General features: G+C 55.4%; 14 protein-coding genes. 6 read left to right on the top strand and 8 right to left on the bottom strand.

Annotated elements, in window-relative coordinates; translation table 11 throughout:
* Positions 1-6 precede the first annotated feature (6 nt).
* The 5 genes from MIH19_RS03735 to typA all read right to left on the bottom strand — a co-directional run bounded on the left by MIH19_RS03735 (position 7) and on the right by typA (position 5,947).
* Positions 7-957, bottom strand: coding sequence for a CYTH domain-containing protein (locus MIH19_RS03735; RefSeq protein WP_249007606.1), 951 nt, complete (start codon positions 955-957; stop codon positions 7-9).
* Positions 958-1,055: 98 nt separating this feature from the next.
* Positions 1,056-2,123, bottom strand: a complete 1,068-nt coding sequence (locus tag MIH19_RS03730; RefSeq protein ID WP_249007605.1) for a porin — start codon at positions 2,121-2,123, stop codon at positions 1,056-1,058.
* A gap of 335 nt (positions 2,124-2,458) precedes the next feature.
* The gene (gene dtd, locus MIH19_RS03725; protein WP_249007604.1) at positions 2,459-2,911 is read right to left on the bottom strand and encodes a D-aminoacyl-tRNA deacylase; all 453 of its coding nucleotides are present in this window, start codon (positions 2,909-2,911) and stop codon (positions 2,459-2,461) included.
* Positions 2,912-3,039: 128 nt separating this feature from the next.
* The gene (pip, locus tag MIH19_RS03720; protein WP_249007603.1) at positions 3,040-3,999 is read right to left on the bottom strand and encodes a prolyl aminopeptidase; all 960 of its coding nucleotides are present in this window, start codon (positions 3,997-3,999) and stop codon (positions 3,040-3,042) included.
* Positions 4,000-4,135: 136 nt separating this feature from the next.
* Positions 4,136-5,947 (bottom strand): translational GTPase TypA, encoded by a 1,812-nt coding sequence (typA, locus tag MIH19_RS03715; RefSeq protein WP_249007602.1) that lies wholly within the window; start codon positions 5,945-5,947, stop codon positions 4,136-4,138.
* Positions 5,948-6,482: 535 nt separating this feature from the next.
* Between typA and glnA the strand changes: the two genes are divergently transcribed.
* From glnA to MIH19_RS03685, 6 genes are all read left to right on the top strand, one after another.
* Positions 6,483-7,886 carry a glutamate--ammonia ligase gene (gene glnA, locus MIH19_RS03710; RefSeq protein ID WP_249007601.1) on the top strand — a complete coding sequence of 468 codons (1,404 nt, stop codon included), beginning with the start codon at positions 6,483-6,485 and terminating at the stop codon, positions 7,884-7,886.
* Between the two features lie 196 nt (positions 7,887-8,082).
* Positions 8,083-8,604, top strand: a complete 522-nt coding sequence (locus tag MIH19_RS03705; RefSeq protein ID WP_249007600.1) for a DUF4124 domain-containing protein — start codon at positions 8,083-8,085, stop codon at positions 8,602-8,604.
* Between the two features lie 118 nt (positions 8,605-8,722).
* Complete coding sequence (gene glnL, locus MIH19_RS03700; RefSeq protein WP_249007599.1) at positions 8,723-9,865, top strand: nitrogen regulation protein NR(II); 1,143 nt, start codon at positions 8,723-8,725, stop codon at positions 9,863-9,865.
* Positions 9,862-11,304: a nitrogen regulation protein NR(I) gene (ntrC, locus tag MIH19_RS03695; RefSeq protein ID WP_249007598.1), complete on the top strand. Its 1,443-nt coding sequence runs from the start codon at positions 9,862-9,864 to the stop codon at positions 11,302-11,304. Before glnL ends, ntrC begins: the two co-directional genes overlap by 4 nt.
* 236 nt (positions 11,305-11,540) lie before the next feature.
* Complete coding sequence (locus tag MIH19_RS03690; RefSeq protein WP_249007597.1) at positions 11,541-13,253, top strand: EAL domain-containing protein; 1,713 nt, start codon at positions 11,541-11,543, stop codon at positions 13,251-13,253.
* A gap of 3 nt (positions 13,254-13,256) precedes the next feature.
* Positions 13,257-13,679, top strand: coding sequence for a BLUF domain-containing protein (locus MIH19_RS03685; protein WP_249007596.1), 423 nt, complete (start codon positions 13,257-13,259; stop codon positions 13,677-13,679).
* 90 nt (positions 13,680-13,769) lie between these two features.
* Here MIH19_RS03685 and MIH19_RS03680 read toward each other — a convergent pair whose 3' ends face one another.
* The 3 genes from MIH19_RS03680 to MIH19_RS03670 form a co-directional block, all read right to left on the bottom strand.
* Positions 13,770-15,950, bottom strand: coding sequence for a DUF3141 domain-containing protein (locus MIH19_RS03680; RefSeq protein ID WP_249007595.1), 2,181 nt, complete (start codon positions 15,948-15,950; stop codon positions 13,770-13,772).
* A 158-nt stretch (positions 15,951-16,108) separates the two neighbouring features.
* Positions 16,109-16,705, bottom strand: a complete 597-nt coding sequence (ssb, locus tag MIH19_RS03675) for a single-stranded DNA-binding protein (protein ID WP_249007594.1) — start codon at positions 16,703-16,705, stop codon at positions 16,109-16,111.
* 58 nt (positions 16,706-16,763) lie between these two features.
* Positions 16,764-18,134 (bottom strand): MFS transporter, encoded by a 1,371-nt coding sequence (locus MIH19_RS03670; RefSeq protein WP_249007593.1) that lies wholly within the window; start codon positions 18,132-18,134, stop codon positions 16,764-16,766.
* Positions 18,135-18,249: the final 115 nt, after the last annotated feature.

Below are 18,249 nucleotides of genomic sequence, written 5' to 3'. Positions count from 1 at the left end.
GATGCCTCAAACGCCCTGCTCGTCCGCCACTTGCCGCAGCATTGCCAACTGGAGCTGACCCAGTAATGGCTGTTGTAACAGATCGCTGACCTTAGTACCGTTTTGCAGTTGTTCCGCAAGCTCTGACCAGGGCTGAGCCATGTCGCTGCGCGCCGCCAACTGCACCAGGGCATCAAGATTCAAACGTTTCATGCTTACGGATTGCTGCTTTAACCAACTCTGACTCAAACACTGAAGCAGCCTGTTCAAATAGGCTGTTGCCTCACCAGAACGCCCGGACTCTTCAGAAGCCACCGCATTCTCTTCAGAATTCTTCCCATCACTCTCAATGGCACTCTCAATAGCACGTGCAGTAGCCATTGATTCATCCGCCAGAAAATAACCCTGTTCGGCTTTGCTCACCAGATTCAAAAACACGGGGCATTGTTGCGCCAGCTTCTGCGCCCAGATCAACAGGCTGTCTGGGTTGCCGGATTTTAGTTCAAATTCGATTTCGCAGAGCGCGCGACTTTGACCGTTGGCAATAATTTCGCCGGTATCCACTGCCACTTCGATAACGGCGATGTCGTCCTCCAGCATAATCACCTGACGCTCGAAGTTGGTTTCGAACACCGGTGCTAGCCTTGCCAGATTCACGTTACCCGCCAGCGGCGTGTCTGCCAGCAAGCCCAGCTGCAGATTAGGGCCGGGGATCTCCCATTCCCATTCATTGCGTTTGTGGGCGCCGTTGACAAATTCGCCCTGGGTTTTCAGGGTTTGTATGATGCGGCCACCTACTTCACGCAGGCGCAGGGCGATGCGTTGACCGTTCAGTTCGTTGCTGGGGGTGTCGTAGTAAGTATTCACCAGGCGTTTGTGCCCGCCATCGCTGGCTTGCGGCTGTTGCAGCAGCCAAGCCACAGCTTGCGGGATCTGTTGCGGACACAAGGTCAGCTTGATTTCCAATTCAACAGCCATAAATGCTCCTGCTGTACAGATTTCAGTCATAAAAAAACCGGTGATCCGAAGATCACCGGTTTTTATTACTACCGAATTAGCTAATTAACTTAGCTGAATTAGAAGTAGTAGGTTGCGCCAACGGCTGCAACTGTGCGCTCGTCGGAGAAGATCTTGCTGCCAGTAGTACCATCTACTCGGCCCGTGTCGTAAACGTCATCGCCACCACCTAAGTAGCCTTCAGCGTACACATATAGGTTGTCAGACAGGTTACGCAGCGCCTGAATTGCAATGGTGTCTGTGGTGTTATTACCAGTCTTAGCCGTGCCATCCTTTTCGCGAACTTCATAAGACAGCGCGAACTGATTTTGGCCCAGGGTGTAAACGCCCATCAAACCATAAGAATCGCGAACGTTCTTGCGGGTCTGGAACTGGCCAGTCAGACGCAGGTTGTCCAGGGTGTAGCTGGCACGCAGACCGTAGGTGTTTTCGTTGTTGACGGATTGGGTGCTAGCAACTGCTGGATCGAATCTCTTCGAATAGGCGCTAGCGCCATCGTTTGAATCCATAGCGATGGCCAGCTCCAAAGCGTCAACAGCGTACACCGCAGACAACTGGTACGGGTAAGATTTACCGCCAGCCTTGTCATTGCCGTTTATCTGAACCGCTGCACCCAAAGTCATTCCACCAAATGAGGGGGTCATGTACTGAACTAGATCGCCTTCACCGGTGTCATAGCTGCCAGACAAGCTCAGAGTAGCAACTTCCCAGAAGTTGGAAATTTCTTCAACAGCGCGCTCAAAGGTGGAGTCGTCCGAACCAATCCAGACTTGGCCAAAACTATCGCCTTTCACGCCGATGTAAGCTTCGTCAAACGAATCAAGGCCTTTGTTGCCGGCTTTGTCGTCAGCATTGAATTCCAGCTCGGCTTTGAAGAAACCGGTGATACCAGGAGCGATCAGGTGATCGTGCTTCACACCAATAGTGGAACCATTATCAGCGAAATCAGTTGAGTTGGCGCCGTCTTTAACATCGTCGTAAGTAGTAACGAGCTGAATGTTGCCGTATACCTGCGGCATGGCATCCATTTTTTCTGCCATTTCAGAAGCGTTCAAAGTAGCTTGAGCAGCAACAGCGCCAGAGAAGGAGATAGCGGCGATAGCCGATGCGATAAGTGTCTTTTTCATTTTACGTCTTCCTTTTGGGGTTTTGTTCAGGTTTTAACGTCGAGATGAATCCCGATTTTCGATACCGCTTGCCAGCTTGAGCGAACTAAATCATCCATAAACTCTGTGTCACTTTCGTGACACACACTGACTGACGCTGTAACTCTCTACTTATTTCTTATTGTCTAGCTTGACTCTCAATGAGTTAGCGAGCGTTTTTCATGCTTCGCATTACATGCCCTTTTTAATACACCGACGGAACTTTTGCAAATTCTTAATGTCTATTTATTGGCTTTTTGGCGATTTCTTTGCATATTTAATAATCAAAAAATCTATCTTCACAATTTTTCGGCTATTCATACAGCCTTCGACTGCAGTAAAAATGTGACAGGGCCATCGTTTATAAGCCCCACCTGCATATCCACGCCAAATTTACCTTGTCCCACTTTGTCTTCGCCCAAGGCGCTGAAAGCTTCCTCCACAAATTGGGTGTAAAGCTTACGGGCGCCGTCTGGTGCAGCTGCTTTGGAGAAGCTGGCGCGCGCGCCATTGCTGGTGTCGGCGGCTAACGTAAATTGGGGAACGACCAGCAGACCGCCGCCGAGACTTTTCAGACTCAGATTCATGCGGCCTTGCTGATCAGGGAAAATACGGTAATTAATAGTTCGTCGGCACAGGTCTTTTGCCTGCTGCGGCGTGTCGGACTGCTCGATTCCCAGCAATAACAGAACACCACGACCAATACTCGCGATGGTATTGCCGTTGACGGTGACCTTAGCGTGTGTCACTCGCTGGAGCAGTGCTTTCATTCGAAATCCCCGTGGGTGGGAGTCGACCGTTTATTACGAACCGGTAAGAGTTTATCCATGCTGGCTCAGTATGGCAACCCCACTACGATCAGCATCTGACTTTGTCCTCTTTTTTGTCGAATTTTTTGTCAGCTCGCCCGTTCGGCTTTTGAAGCCAGGTTTTCCACCGCACGTATCAGGGCGTCCACAATGGCGGGCTCTGACGCGCTATGGCCTGCATCGCGAATAATTTGCAAATCCGCTTGCGGCCAGGCGCGGCTAAGAGCCAGGGCGTTGTCCAGTGGGCACACCATATCGTAGCGGCCATGCACGATTACCGCAGGAATGTTTGCCAGCTTGTGGGCATCGCGCACGATTTGGTCAGGTTCAAGAAACGACTGATTCATAAAGTAGTGGCATTCGATACGTGCCAAGGCGATCGCCACGTGGGGGTGGCCAAAATGTTCGACCACGCCTGGATTGGGGTGCAAAGTGGCGCAGCGCCCCTCCCAAATAGACCAGGCCTTTGCCGCCTGAATCTGCTCCAGTTCATTGCGACTGGTCAGGCGCTTGTAGTAGGCCGGCACCATCTCGCCACGCTCGTGTTCTGGAATCTGCGCCAGGTAATCTTCCCAGTAGTCAGGGAACACCCGGCTGGCGCCGCTCTGGTAGAACCAGTGAATATCCTCGGGCCGGCACAGAAAAATGCCGCGCAACACCATGCCCGTTACCCGCTGCGGATGGGCCTGCGCGTACACCAGGCTTAAGGTGGAGCCCCAGCTGCCACCGAACAGCAGCCACCGATCAATACCCAAAAACTCACGCAGGGTTTCTATATCCGCTATCAAACGGTCGGTACTGTTGTTGGCAAGCTCCGCCAGCGGCGTTGAGCGCCCTGCGCCCCGTTGGTCCATCAAAATAATACGGAACCGTTCGGCATCAAAAAAACGCCGGTGATAATCCTCGCAACCTGCACCGGGGCCGCCGTGTATAAACAGCACCGGTATGCCATCAGGGTTACCACTTTCTTCAACGTAAAGTTGATGGGGCTCTTCAACCGCGAGCCGGTGTGTGGCGTAGGGCTTTATATCGGGGAACAAGGTGCGCATAGCAGCTCCACAGTCATAGGAATGATGACGTTAGTGTAGCGAAGTTACCGCGCAGCGGGGACACGATTGATATACAGCACGCCAAAAAAAACCGGCCGCTGTTTCCAGCGGCCGGTTTTTTTCTACGCTGCCAGCGTTACTTCTTGCCGGCGCGCTTACGATCGTTTTCGGTCAGGTGCTTCTTGCGCAAACGGATCGACTTGGGCGTCACTTCCACCAGCTCGTCGTCGTCAATAAACTCCAGCGCCTGCTCCAAGGTATGCTTGATGGGCGGAACCAAAGGAATCACTTCGTCTTTGCCAGACGCGCGCATGTTATCCAGCTTCTTGCCCTTGGTCGGGTTGATCACCAGATCGTTGTCGCGGCTGTGAATACCACACAACTGGCCTTCGTAAATGGCCTGACCCGGGTCAAGGAAAAGCTTGCCACGGCTTTGCAGGGTTTCCAGCGAGTAAGTCAGCGCTGTACCTGTGGCCATGGAAACCAATACGCCGTTCTGGCGACTGGTGACATCACCGGCCTTGATCGGGCCGTAATGGCTGAAGGTCGAGGTCAGAATACCAGTACCCGATGTCATGGTCAGGAACGAGTTCCGGAAGCCAATCAAGCCACGGGCCGGAATGGTGTACTCCAGGCGCATGCGGCCTTTACCATCGGGAACCATGTTGGTGAGCTCGCCCCTGCGCAATCCAAACTGCTCCATCAACGGGCCCTGGTGCTGCTCTTCAATGTCGACGATGACATTTTCATAGGGCTCTTGCTTTACGCCATCCACTACCTTGATGACCACTTCCGGGCGGCCTACGGCCAGCTCGAAGTTTTCACGACGCATGTTTTCAATCAACACCGACAGGTGCAGCTCGCCACGGCCAGACACCTTGAACTTGTCCATGGTGTCGCCGTCTTCAACCCGCAGGGCTACGTTGTGCAGCAGCTCTTTTTCAAGGCGGTCTTTGATGTTACGGCTGGTCACGAACTTGCCTTCTCTACCGCAGAAGGGCGAATCGTTGACCTGGAACGTCATGGATACGGTGGGCTCGTCAACCGTCAGCGGCGGCAAAGCCTCTACATTATTGATGTCGCACAGAGTGTCGGAGATGTGAATCTGGTCCAAACCGCTGATACAAATAATATCGCCGGCCTGGGCTTCGTCTACTTCAACCCGATGCAGGCCGGAGTGGCCCATGATTTTCAAAATACGGCCCTGGCGCTTTTTACCGTCGGCGCCGATGGCAATCACCTGTGTGTTGGTTTTTATCTTGCCGCGGGCAATACGACCAATACCAATAACGCCCAGAAAGCTGCTGTAGTCCAGCTGCGAGATCTGCATCTGGAAGGGGCCTTCACGGTCAACATTAGGCGCTGGCACGTGGTCAACGATGGCCTGAAATACCGGGTCCATGTTGTCGACCAGATGCTCGTGCTCCAAGCCGGAAATGCCGTTCAGCGCACTGGCATAAACAATCGGGAAGTCCAGCTGCTCGTCGGTAGCGCCAAGGCTGTCAAACAGGTCAAATACCTGCTCTACAACCCAGTCCGGGCGGGCGCCCGGGCGATCAATTTTGTTAACGATAACAATCGGACGCAAACCCGCAGCAAAAGCTTTCTGGGTTACAAAGCGAGTTTGTGGCATAGGGCCGTCGATGGAATCAACCACCAGCAGCACACAATCCACCATGCTCATTACACGTTCCACTTCGCCGCCAAAATCGGCGTGCCCCGGAGTGTCTACGATGTTGATGTCGTAGCCGTTCCATTTCAGCGCGGTGTTTTTGGCCAGAATGGTGATGCCACGCTCTTTTTCCTGATCGTTGGAATCCATAACGCGCTCGCTTTCGAGCTCTTTACGGTCCAGGGTGCCAGAGAGGCGCAGCAGTTTGTCGACCAGCGTGGTTTTACCATGGTCAACGTGGGCAATAATGGCGATATTACGAAGCTTCTCAATCACAACTTTAGTCCTGCGGCGTGCTTACAATGACCTGAGAGGGCGTTAAGAAGGCTGGGCCTCACCTGGACCGTCTCAAATCTATAAAATGAACCCATTCGCTGGCACTGGGCGTGGCCAGACTCCGGCACAAGGTAATCGCCAGAGCAATGAGGGTCGCGCATTATAGCGAAAAGTCGGTTTCGATAATATGCGCGTGAATGTTTATTTCTTAAACAATTTACGCACCAGTATTGGGCGAAAAAGCGAAAGCCGCACAAATGTGGTGCGAGGGTGACTGTTCACAGACCTTAGGCAGCGCTTACACCCTGCGCGCTAGCCCGCCATTCTGTAGAGTTCAGGCCCATAGGCTTGGCCACATTAAAACTGGCAAGCTGTTTGCTTGGCATTGTGCAAAGGCCGAATCAGAGCCCGTGACAAGGCGACTTGCGGCGGCTCAAAAGGCAGGTAACTCACACAGACATTTGCTAAGCTTTGCAAATCCTGAAACAAACATCCTGAAACAGATTGGCTTTCACCCCCCCAACGGAGCATGCAGATGTCCAAAACCATTGATTTGATCACTCAGCACGATGCGAAGTGGATCGACCTACGCTTTACCGATACTCATGGCAAAGAACACCACGTCACCATGCCGGCCACCGAAGCGTCTGAAGACTTTTTCATCGACGGCAAAATGTTCGATGGCTCTTCAATTGCTGGCTGGAAAGGCATTAACGAATCCGACATGATTCTGATGCCGGATGACAGCAGCGCAGTGGTTGATCCCTTCACCGAAGAATCCACCGTTAACATCAGCTGCGACATTGTGGAACCCACCACCATGCAAGGCTACGAGCGCGACCCTCGTTCAGTAGCACGCCGGACCGAGGAATACTTGAAGTCTACCGGCATTGCCGACAGCGCTTTGTTTGGCCCTGAGCCCGAATTCTTTGTGTTTGATTCGGTCAAATGGAAGACCGATATGCAGGGCTCCATGTACGAAATTCACTCCGAAGAGGCCGCATGGTCTTCAGGCGAGGATTTTGGTCGCAACAATACCGGCCACCGCCCGCGGGTAAAAGGCGGCTACTTCCCGGTGCCTCCGGTAGACAGCCTGCACGATCTGCGCGGCGCAATGTGCGGTGCTATGGCGTCTATGGGCCTGGTCATTGAAGTGCATCACCACGAAGTGGGCACCGCTGGTCAGTGCGAAATTGGCGTGGGCGCAGCTACCTTGACCCGAAAAGCCGATGAAGTGCAGATTCTGAAATACTGCGTGCACAACGTGGCTCATGCCTACGGCAAAACCGCGACCTTTATGCCCAAGCCCGTTGTGGGTGATAACGGTTCAGGCATGCACGTACACATGTCGTTGAGCAAAGATGGCAAGAACCTGTTTGCCGGCGACAGCTATGCGGGCCTGAGTGAGATGGCATTGTATTATGTTGGCGGCATCATCAAGCACGCCAAAGCGATTAATGCGTTCACCAATCCTGCCACCAACAGCTATAAGCGTTTGGTGCCGCATTATGAAGCTCCGGTGATGCTGGCCTATTCTGCTCGCAACCGCTCGGCTTCTATCCGGATTCCCTACGTGAACAGCCCGAAGGCCCGCCGTGTTGAAGTGCGTTTCCCAGACCCGGCTGCTAACCCTTACTTGGCATTTTCAGCGCTGATGATGGCTGGCCTGGACGGCATCCAGAATAAGATTCATCCTGGCGACGCCATGGACAAAGATCTTTACGATCTGCCAAAAGAAGAAGCGTTGAACATCCCAAAAGTGGCCGAGACCCTGCAAGAAGCACTGCAGTGCCTGGAAGCTGATCACGAGTTTTTGACCCGTGGCGGTGTGTTCACCGAAGACATGATTCGCGCTTATATTGATCTAAAGCGTGCTGACGTAGAGCGTATGAACATGACCACTCACCCGGTTGAATTCGAACTCTACTATTCTTGCTAAACAAGTGACGCATCGCCATTGCCCGGGCTAACCCAGAGCCTAGGCAATGGCTCATTGAAACCGGAGCGGCTGCCCATCAGCCTCTCCGGTTTTTTTATGTCTCCCATTTTTTATGTCTGTATGGCAATCGAGCGGCGTTGAAATAAAGCGCCCGGGCGCTGATAATCAAGCTCATATACAGTCCCGAGGAAAGCGTATGAAACCGGCTATTGTGATTGCTGCTGCGACCCTGTTGCTGATCAACGGAGTGGCGCAGGCCGAGGTGTATCGCCAGGTAGACGCCCAAGGCAATGTGACCTTTTCTGACCAGCCCTCTTCGGGTGCCGAAGCCATACAGGTAAGGCCGGCAACCACCATTACGCTGCCGAAAATGCAGGATTTGGAACAGCTTGAGCAACCGCAGCAGGAACAGCCGCCAAGCCCTCTTTATGAGCTGGTGAGGATTGTTTATCCGCGAAATAACGAGGCGTTCCACAGCGGCAATGGCGACGTAGAATTCAGCGTAATCAGCAGCCCGCAACTGCGCGACGGGCACAAGTACGAAGTAACCCTGGACGGCCAGCCCGTGGGCCAAAGCACGTCAGGCGCCATTTTGGTGCAGCAAATTGCCCGTGGTACCCATCAAGCCGGAGTCAACATCGTCAACCGCAGTGGTGTTCAGGTTGGTTCGGGCACTGGCATTACCTTCACCATTCACCGCCCTTCCCGCCTAAACTGAGCGTTCCCTCGGGTGTAATTAACGCTGATGGCTCTTAGCCTGGCCCGGTTCTTGCTTTTTTTAGACCCAGGCCGTCTGCCAAAGCCAGACCCACTCAAATACAGCGAACCCGCTTGTTATGGCTAACGCTTCAAATCCGGTGACCGGTTACCCGCACATTGTTGACAGCCTGAGCACCGCGCTGTTGGTGATGGACCGCAATCTACTTATTCACTATATGAACCCAGCCGCCGAAAATCTGCTGGCAGTGAGCGCAACCCGCAGCCATGGAATGGCCTTCAGCTCCATTGTGCTGGTTGCCGGCGATACCGAACGTCGGCTGAAAGCAGCAGCCGACCACGGGCGGTCTTTCAGCCAGCATGAAGCCGAGTACATGTTGTTGAACGGTGCGCGCATGATCGTGGATTACACAGTAACGCCGATTAACTCAGAGGGTGATTTGCTGCTGGAAATCTGGCGCCGCGACCAGCTGCTGCGCATTAATCGTGAAGAAGACATTCTGTCGCAGCAGGAAACCAATCGGGTGCTGGTACGCGGCATGGCGCACGAAATCAAAAATCCCCTGGGCGGTATACGCGGCGCGGCGCAACTGCTGGATCGCGAGTTGCAGAGCGCCGAACTGCGCGAATACACCCAGGTGATCATCGACGAAGCCGATAGGCTGCGTAGCCTGGTTGACCGTATGCTGGGGCCCAACAAAGCACCCAGGCTTATCCGTACCAATATCCACGAGGTTCTGGAACGGGTGCGTGCGCTGTTAGAAGCCGAAAGCCACGGCAAACTGACGTTCAAGCGGGATTACGACCCCAGCCTGCCGGAGTTCTGCGCTGACCGCGAACAGCTGATTCAGGCATTTTTGAACATTGCCCGCAACGCGATGGAAGCTTGCCTAGAGAGCCCTGACGGCCCTGGCAACTCTGATAGCCTTAACAGCCCTCAAAGCAATGGCAACTCTTCGAGCAACACCAGCGAACCGGCCACTATAACCTTCCGCACCCGTGCCCTGCGCCAGTTCACCATAGGCCCGGTTCGTCACCGTTTGGTATGCAGGGTAGACGTTATCGACAACGGCCCGGGCATCAGCCCACAACTGCAACAGAATATTTTTTACCCGATGATCAGCGGGCGCGCCAGCGGTAATGGCTTGGGGCTGGCCATTACCCAGAGCATTATTGGCCGCCACCATGGACTGGTGGAATGCAACAGCGAACCCGGACACACCAACTTTGTTATTTATCTGCCCCTCGAGGAGTGCACATGAGTACGTCTACAGTGGCCTGGATTATTGATGACGATCGCAGCATCCGCTGGGTACTGGACCGAGCGCTGACCCAGGCCGGACTGCGCACCCGCAGCTTCGACAACGGTGACAACATCATGCGCCAGCTCGAGCACGAGCAGCCGGACGTCATCATCAGCGACATTCGCATGCCGGGCATAGACGGCCTGAGCCTGTTGGCGCGCATTACCGAGAGCCACCCCGGCCTGCCGGTGATTATCATGACCGCCCATTCTGACCTGGAAAGCGCAGTGAGCAGCTACCAGACAGGCGCGTTTGATTACCTGCCAAAACCGTTTGATCTGGACGACGCCGTGGCTCTGGTTCGGCGCGCCGCCGGCCACAGCCGCGAACGTCGCGCAAAAACCGACAGCGTTCATGAAAAGGCCGCTGACGGCGCCGAAATTATTGGCGAAGCACCGGCCATGCAAGAGGTGTTTCGCGCCATAGGCCGACTGTCGCACTCTAACATTACCGTGCTGATTAACGGCGAAAGCGGCACAGGCAAAGAGCTGGTGGCACAGGCCCTGCACAACCACAGCCCCCGCACCGGACAGCCGTTTATCGCGCTGAATATGGCCGCGATTCCAAAAGACCTGGTGGAGTCAGAACTGTTCGGCCACGAGAAAGGCGCGTTCACCGGCGCTGCATCTACGCGCCAGGGGCGCTTCGAACAAGCCGACGGCGGCACCCTGTTTCTGGACGAAATTGGTGACATGCCCGCAGACAGCCAGACCCGCCTGCTGCGAGTATTGGCAGACGGTGAATTCTACCGAGTGGGTGGCACCACATCGGTCAAGGTGGATGTGCGCATTATTGCCGCCACTCATCAAAACCTGGAAACCCTGGTACAGGCCGGCAGCTTTCGGGAAGACCTGTTCCACCGCCTGAACGTGATACGCATACACTTGCCGCGGCTGACCGAGCGCCGCGAAGACATACCGCAACTGCTGAGCTATTTTCTCAAACGTGCGGCAAAAGAGCTGAATGTGGACGCCAAGCTGCTGCGCCCAGACGCCGAGGCTTACTTGTCTACCCTGCCCTGGCCCGGCAATGTGCGCCAGCTGGAAAACACCTGCCGTTGGTTAACGGTAATGGCCAGCGGCCGCGAAGTTCACGTGGACGACCTGCCGCCAGAGCTGCGCCAACAAGCTGCCAGCAGCGCCACCGGTAAAACCTGGCAGGAAGCCCTTGGCCTTTGGGCGGAACAGGAGTTCAAGCGCGGCCGCAGTGATCTGTTGACCGGCGCGCTGCCGGAGTTTGAAAAAATCATGATCAACGCAGCCCTGCACCACACCGCAGGCCGCCGCCGTGACGCCTCCTTATTACTGGGCTGGGGCCGCAACACTCTAACCCGCAAAATCAATGAACTAGAGCTGAGTTCGGCGGACTCACCGGACACTGGCGGGAACAGATTTTAAATCTGTCCCCGCCAGCTTATTGTCCCTATCCGTGGGGACGGATTTGAAATCCGTCCCCTATTTTGCTCCCTGTCCTTAGGGACAGATTTTAATTATGTACCTAATATTGCTTCATGTATTGACAAGCACCAGACAAAAAGTCCTTATATTACGAGGGCTGATCTTGCTAACTGTCAACGCCCCACTCTGCCGACGCTTTAATGCCCGGCCGCCGACGCCATCCCTGGCAACTCTCGATGAAAAAAGACCGTTTAGAGTTACCTGCCCCCTCGGATCTCGAGCGGCTGAAGGCAGAGAACGCGCTGCTGCGCGATGCCTTCGGGCGTCTGCCGCAGGGTTTGTGCGCCTTCGACGGACAAGACCGCTTGCTACTGGCCAACGCGCGCTATCGCGAGATTTGGTCACTCCCTGAGTACGCCGTCCGGCCGGGTACGACGCTCGCCGAGATCATGGAACACACCCTCGGCTGCGAAACCGAGCACAGCCGCTCACAGCCGAGGTTGGAGCCCGGCAGTGAAGGTACGCGCAAGCGTGAATGGACGCTAGACGACGGTCGCGTGGTGGAAGTCGTGGTCTCGCGCCGCGCTGATGGCAGCTGCATAGCCCTCTGTGAGGATGTGACCGAATTGCGCGATGCGCATCTGCGAATCGCCTTTCTGGCACGCCATGACCTACTCACCCAACTTCCCAATCGAGCCGTACTGCACGAAGAGCTCGACCGGGCGTTCATGCACGTCGCACGCGGCGGTGAGCTGGCGTTGCTGTGCCTGAACCTGGATCGTTTCAAGCCGGTCAACGACAGCTTTGGGCACGCGGTAGGCGACGAGCTGCTTCGACAGGTCGCTGCCCGGCTGCGGGCGTGTGCGCGCAGCAGCGATTTGGTTGTGTGCTTGGCCGGTGACGAGTTCGCCATCGTCCAGGCGGGCGCGCAGCAGCCCACCAGTGCGACCGTGCTGGCGGGGAGGATCATCGATTCACTGTCGTCAGTGTTCGATCTCGACGGCCAGCCGGTGCACATCAGCACGAGCGTGGGCGTGGCCGTCGCGCCCTTCGATGGGGCCGACGCCATGAGCCTGCTGCGAAGCGCGGATCTGGCGATGTACCGCGCCAAAAGCGACGGTCGCGGTACCCTGCGCTTCTTCGAGCCAAAGATGGACGCCGACATGCGCCCGCGCCGCAATCTTGAGGCAGATCTGCGCCTGGCGCTGGAACGTGGAGAGTTCGAGCTGGCCTATCAGCCGCAGGTCAACGCCGCGAGCCATGTTGTCTGTGGCGTCGAGGCACTGCTGCGTTGGCGCCACCCGCAGCTAGGCGTTGTGAGTCCGCTCGATTTTATCGGTCTGGCCGAAGACACGCGACTGATCATACCTATCGGCCGCTGGGTGCTTGAGCAAGCGTGCCGCGACGCGATGATGTGGCCGGCATCGGTCCGCGTTGCCATCAACGTATCAGCGGTGCAATTCCGACACGGCAGCCTACTGCGCGACGTGCTCGGGGCACTTCAGCTTAGCGGTCTACCAGCCAGCCGGCTGGAGCTCGAAATCACTGAAAGTGTTATTCTAGCCGACGCGCAACAGGCGCTGTCGACGCTGCGCGAGGTACACAGTCTTGGCGTTCAGGTGGCCCTAGACGATTTCGGCACCGGCTACTCGTCGGTGAGCTACCTGCGCGACTTTCCTTTCGACCGCATCAAAATCGATCGTTCGTTCGTGCGCGATGTTGATACGAGTTCAGTCACACAGGCCATCATTCGCGCCGTGGTCGAGCTAAGCCACAGCTTGGGCATGAGCACGACGGTGGAAGGCATCGAAACGCCGCAACAACTGCAAATAGTGCAACAGCTAGGTTGCACCGAAGTGCAGGGATACCTAGTTGGCCGCCCGTGCACGGCTGCCGAGATCGTGGAGGTCATTCGAAAGCTATCACTGACTGCTGCAGAGGAGCCCTGAACCATGTTTGATCGCCTGCTCTACATCAGCCGTGCGCAGCCAACGGTTGACGCGCGCGGCGTCTACGACATCATTCGTGTTGCCCACAACCGCAATAGCGAATATAACCTGACCGGTGCGCTACTGTTCCTGGACGGCTATTTCGTGCAGGTACTCGAAGGCGAGCCGTTTCGTGTGCAGGAGCGCTTTGCGATCATTGCCGCCGACCCACGGCACGAGGACGTGCAGTTGCGTCAAACCTCTCGGGTAAACACTCGGATGTTTACCGACCAGTGGATGGCATTGCGCCTGAAAAGCAGTATCGACAGCCGGCGATTCGAAGAGATCGACTACCTCCCAGGCCTACCCGCTACGCATTTTGACGCTGCGACTGTGCTCGGGTTCGTGCAGGCTTGCTGCGTCGACTTGGGGTTACCGTCAACATAGGCGGCAGCTAGGCTGTAGTGGCATAGTGAATGTGGTGTTGGGGACAGATTTCAAATTTGTCCCCGTCCTGTTCTCTATCCCCTGTTTTATTCAATCCGCAAACAGCCCCTCAACCACCGCAAGCCGCCTGTTCTCCTCGGCACTCAGCTTGCCGGTGGCGGATACAACCCGGCATATCACGCTCAGCGCCTTGCTTGCGAACTGGGGTTCAACGGACAGCATCGCCGGAATAGCATCGAGCGCCGCCTGTTGATCGAGCTTCAAAGCAAAAAACTCCTCGCGCACGGTTTGTTTTAAATGGATTGGCCGGTAAGGTTTGCTGTATTCAGCACGCATCTCATGCAGGGCGTTAAAGGATCGCCCATCGATTCCATCCCCACCCATTGCAATATATAAAAGGCTGCGAAATGTGGCTTCGTGCACTCCGCCTTTGCCAATGCGCGCGGAGTTTTCGGCCAGGCGCTGTTCAATACGGACGATGCCTTCCGGGCTCTGCCCCGGTTGTGGGCGAGGCGCGCCGTCTGCGGTTCTCAGGCCTGCCATCGCCTGGGTGACAGGGGAACCGTAGAACGCCATAAAACAGCTTTCAATGGCGCCATCACGAAAGTCGCGAAAGCCGTCCAGCGCCGCAACCACGGAACGGGAATAGTTTTCCTGCTGCTTGAGCAGCCAGTTATCGTCAGAGACCGGCTTGCGCGCCTTTTTCACCCGCCCGGCCAGGCTGGCAAGCGGTGCCATTAGCGGATTACGTTCAGAAAACAGATAGTAAGGGAGCTCGGCCGGCGTTAATCTATGCAACCACTCCGTCACATCTGCATTGGCTTGAGCGGTCACCGCAGCGACTGCTTTGACCTGGGCGCGCACCAAGGGTTGCAGCAGTGTGCGGTAGAGCCCAAGATTTATATCCGAAATCCGCTTGACCGTTGCGAAACGTCGCTCATCATAAAGGTTTGGCTGAACAACCGCCGCCACGTCTGCCAGAGAGCGCGGTTCGAAGCGTACTAGCCAATCGCCCTCAACCCATTGCGGGTTGACCGTGTCGTCAGTTTTTGGCGTCATAACCGCTTCATAGAGCCCGGGAGGCAGAATGTCGATCAAGTCGATATTCGAGGAAAACTCCTGATGCTGTTTACGGGCAACGCTGCCGGAAACAAAGATGCCAAGGTGACCAACGCTTTCGTGAATCGCGTAAACGATAGTCTGGTCCGCAGCAAAAATCTCTTCATCCGAGCTGTATAAGTCGCAAATCCAACCCAGCGCCTGGGGTGGCGGGGTGATGTTGTCGCCTTCAGAGCAGAAGCACAGAATCGGCGAACGGATATTGCGCAGGTCAATCCGGGTGCCATCGCCACTGACCAGCTTTGCGGTTGCCATCCGGTTACCGATAAACAGCTCATCAACAATCCACTGCATTTCCTCAGCGGATAAATCAGCATGGCCGCCCCACCATTTTTCGAATTCGAGGAACCTTGGCGCCTCGGTGTCGATATTGTTCCAGAGGTAATAATACTTGTTCCAAAGACTGTTGGCAGGATCAAGATTATCAAAACCACTGACCAGATGGCCGCCATCGAATTTCCCCCCGCCAATGTCACTGATGAGTGCGGTCAGCCAACTGCCGCCCACCATTCCGCCGGAGTAGCGGGACGGGTTTTGCCCTTTCAAGCCAGCCCAGAACGACAGCGGCGTTCCGGCGATAATAATCGGCCCAAACAACTCTGGCTGCACAGCCGCCAGCATCATCACCGCCCAGCCCGCCTGGCAGTTACCAATAATGCAGGGTTTACCCTCTGCTTCGGCGTGACGGGCAATAACCGTCTCCAGAAAATGCCCATGGGCGCGCATAACGTCGTCGATGGTCTGGTGCGGTAGCGGGTCTGGCGTGAAGCCTACGAAATAACAGGTATGGCCGGCCTGCATGGCTACACCCAGCTCGCTATCAGCTTTGAATCCGCCGATACCGGGCCCCTGGCCTGCGCGGGGATCAAACACCACGAACGGCCGCTTGAACGGATCAATCACCACTCCAGCAGGAGGCTCAATGCGGGCAAGCCAGAAATTGACGGGGCGTTCGAAGTTTCGCGCATCCAGAATTATTTCAAGATCAAACCCCAGCACGTGCGGTATCGTCATCGCTTTGTGTCGGTAATAGTCTTGACTGCGTTGGCGCAACACATCGCAAAACAAAACACTGCGCTGTAACGCATCAAGTGTGTATTCAGTGATGGCACGCCCGCCGGGAATGACTGCAGACCGAGGATTTGCACTCACTTATTCGCTCCTAAATCCGCTTAACAGGGCACTAAAAGCCTCAGCACGTAACGCTGATTCTTTTTGTAGCGCGAGCAGCCCGTCATGGACTGCAAAAAACCCCGCATTTAGCGGGGCTGACACATTAAAATATTAACCTTTATGATCTCAGGTCAACTCTAAAAAGGAATATCATCATCAAAATCATCCACCGGATCCGGCATAGTGTTTTTCTGCGGCGATGACGGCGCGTTGGCCGGTTGCTGATTGTAATTGTCGTTCTGGTAGCCCTGATTATAGCCGCCATCGTCTTGCGCAGACTGATTGGCATTCTGCGGACGCGCAGGCGCCTGCTGCTGGCGATTTTGCGGCTGGCCCTGGCCTTGTTGACCCTGCCCTTGCCCCTGACTCATACCACCGCCGTCGCTATTGCGGCTGTCCAGCATCTGCATCTGGCCGCTGATATCCACCACCACTTCGGTGGTGTAAACGTCTTGGCCGTCCTTGTTCTGCCATTTTCGGGTTTGCAGCTTGCCCTCAACATAAATCTTCGAGCCTTTGCGCAGGTACTGGCCCGCTACTTCCGCCACTTTTCCGAACATGACAATTTTATGCCATTCGGTTTTTGGCACCATTTGACCGGTTTGGCGATCTTTATAGCTTTCGTCGGTGGCTATACTTAGATTTACCACGGCGTTGCCGTTGGGGGTATAACGGGTATCCGGGTCTTGTCCCAGGTTGCCGATAAGAATGACTTTGTTTATACCTCGTGCCATGTTCTGCTCCTAGATAAAGTGTCGCGGCGGCCCGCATTCCTTGCGCGCCGCCAAAATTTTAAGGATTGTTAGTCTGCTGCACAAATCCGGTGTCGGCAAGCAAAGCCTCATCAAAAAACTGGCGATCTATTTTTAAATAGGCAGTCGCTGCTTCTTCCATTATAACCACGTCTTGCACGCCTGGCAGGGCCCGCAAAAAACTGTCTACATCGCTAAAGCTTCGCGCTACATCTGGCTCTAACTTTACCACAAAGCCACTGGTGTACCCTGGAGCTGGCATGGTCAGTGCCACTAACAGCCACACGACCAGTACAGCCACCATCAAACCCAGCACGCCGGTTACGCCGATTTGTTGCAGCAGGTAGCCGCCCAACGCACCGCCCAGAAAGGCGCCCATAAACTGGGAGGTAGAATACACCCCCATCGCCGTGCCTTTGCTAGCTGCCGGCGCCTCTTTACTAAGCAGAGACGGCAAGCTGGCTTCCAGCAAATTGAACGCCATGAAAAAGAAAAACAGCATAAACCAGCCAGCCAGCAGGCTTTCACCCACACCCGACAGGGCCGCGCAAGACAACGCCAGCAAGGCCACTGCACCGCACAACACTGGCTTCATTTTTCGCTTTTTTTCGCCAATAATGATAAACGGCACCATGGCAACAAACGATGTGAGCATCACACTCAGGTAAAACCACCAGTGTGAGCTGCTGGGCAGACCCAGGCGATCTTGCAGCAATGAGGGAAAAACCAGAAACAGCGCGGTAAGCACCAGGTGCAGGGCAAAAATACCAAAGTCCAGCCGCAGCAGGCGTTGGTCTTTCAACACCCGACCCACCATGGCTCGGGCCGGCTGCTGCTCTGCACTGATTTTTCGTTGGTGGGGCGTAGGCACCAGGCGCCACACAACCAAGAGCGCAATCAATGCCAGCGCGGCAGTCAGGTAAAAAATGCCAGACAGGCCCCATCGCGCACCCAGGAGCGGCCCAAGCACCAAAGACACGGAAAACGAAATACCGATAGAGATACCCACCGTGGCCATGGCCTTGGTGCGCTCTTCTTCGCGGGTCAGGTCACTGAGCAAAGCCATCAATACGCTGGCAATGGCGCCGGCACCTTGAAGAATCCGTCCCAGAATCACAACGTATATGGAGTCGGCTGAGCCAGCGAGCAGGCTGCCCGCCGCAAATAGAATCAAGCCAAGGTAGATCATGCGTTTGCGCCCGATCCGGTCAGACAACAAACCGAACGGAATTTGCAGCAGCGCCTGGCTTAGCCCATAAGCACCAATGGCCAGGCCCAGCAGCGCGGGCGTTGCGCCTTCAAGCTCGCCGCCCAACAGCACAAACACCGGCATAACCATGAACAGCCCAAGCATACGAATGGCGTACACCGACGCCAAAGCGGAAACCGAGCGTTTTTCAAGGGCGTTCATGGAACAGTTCCTCAGACGTTAGCAGAGACTAAAATCAAGCGCCGTAGTGTACCAGAACCGCCACGGCCGGCGCGAAGCCGTATTACACAGCTGCAGCGTTCACAAGGCGGCGGCA

This window comes from Marinobacter sp. M1C (genome assembly GCF_023314135.1).
Taxonomy (GTDB): domain Bacteria; phylum Pseudomonadota; class Gammaproteobacteria; order Pseudomonadales; family Oleiphilaceae; genus Marinobacter.
This window is presented reverse-complemented; position numbering and strand designations above follow the sequence as displayed.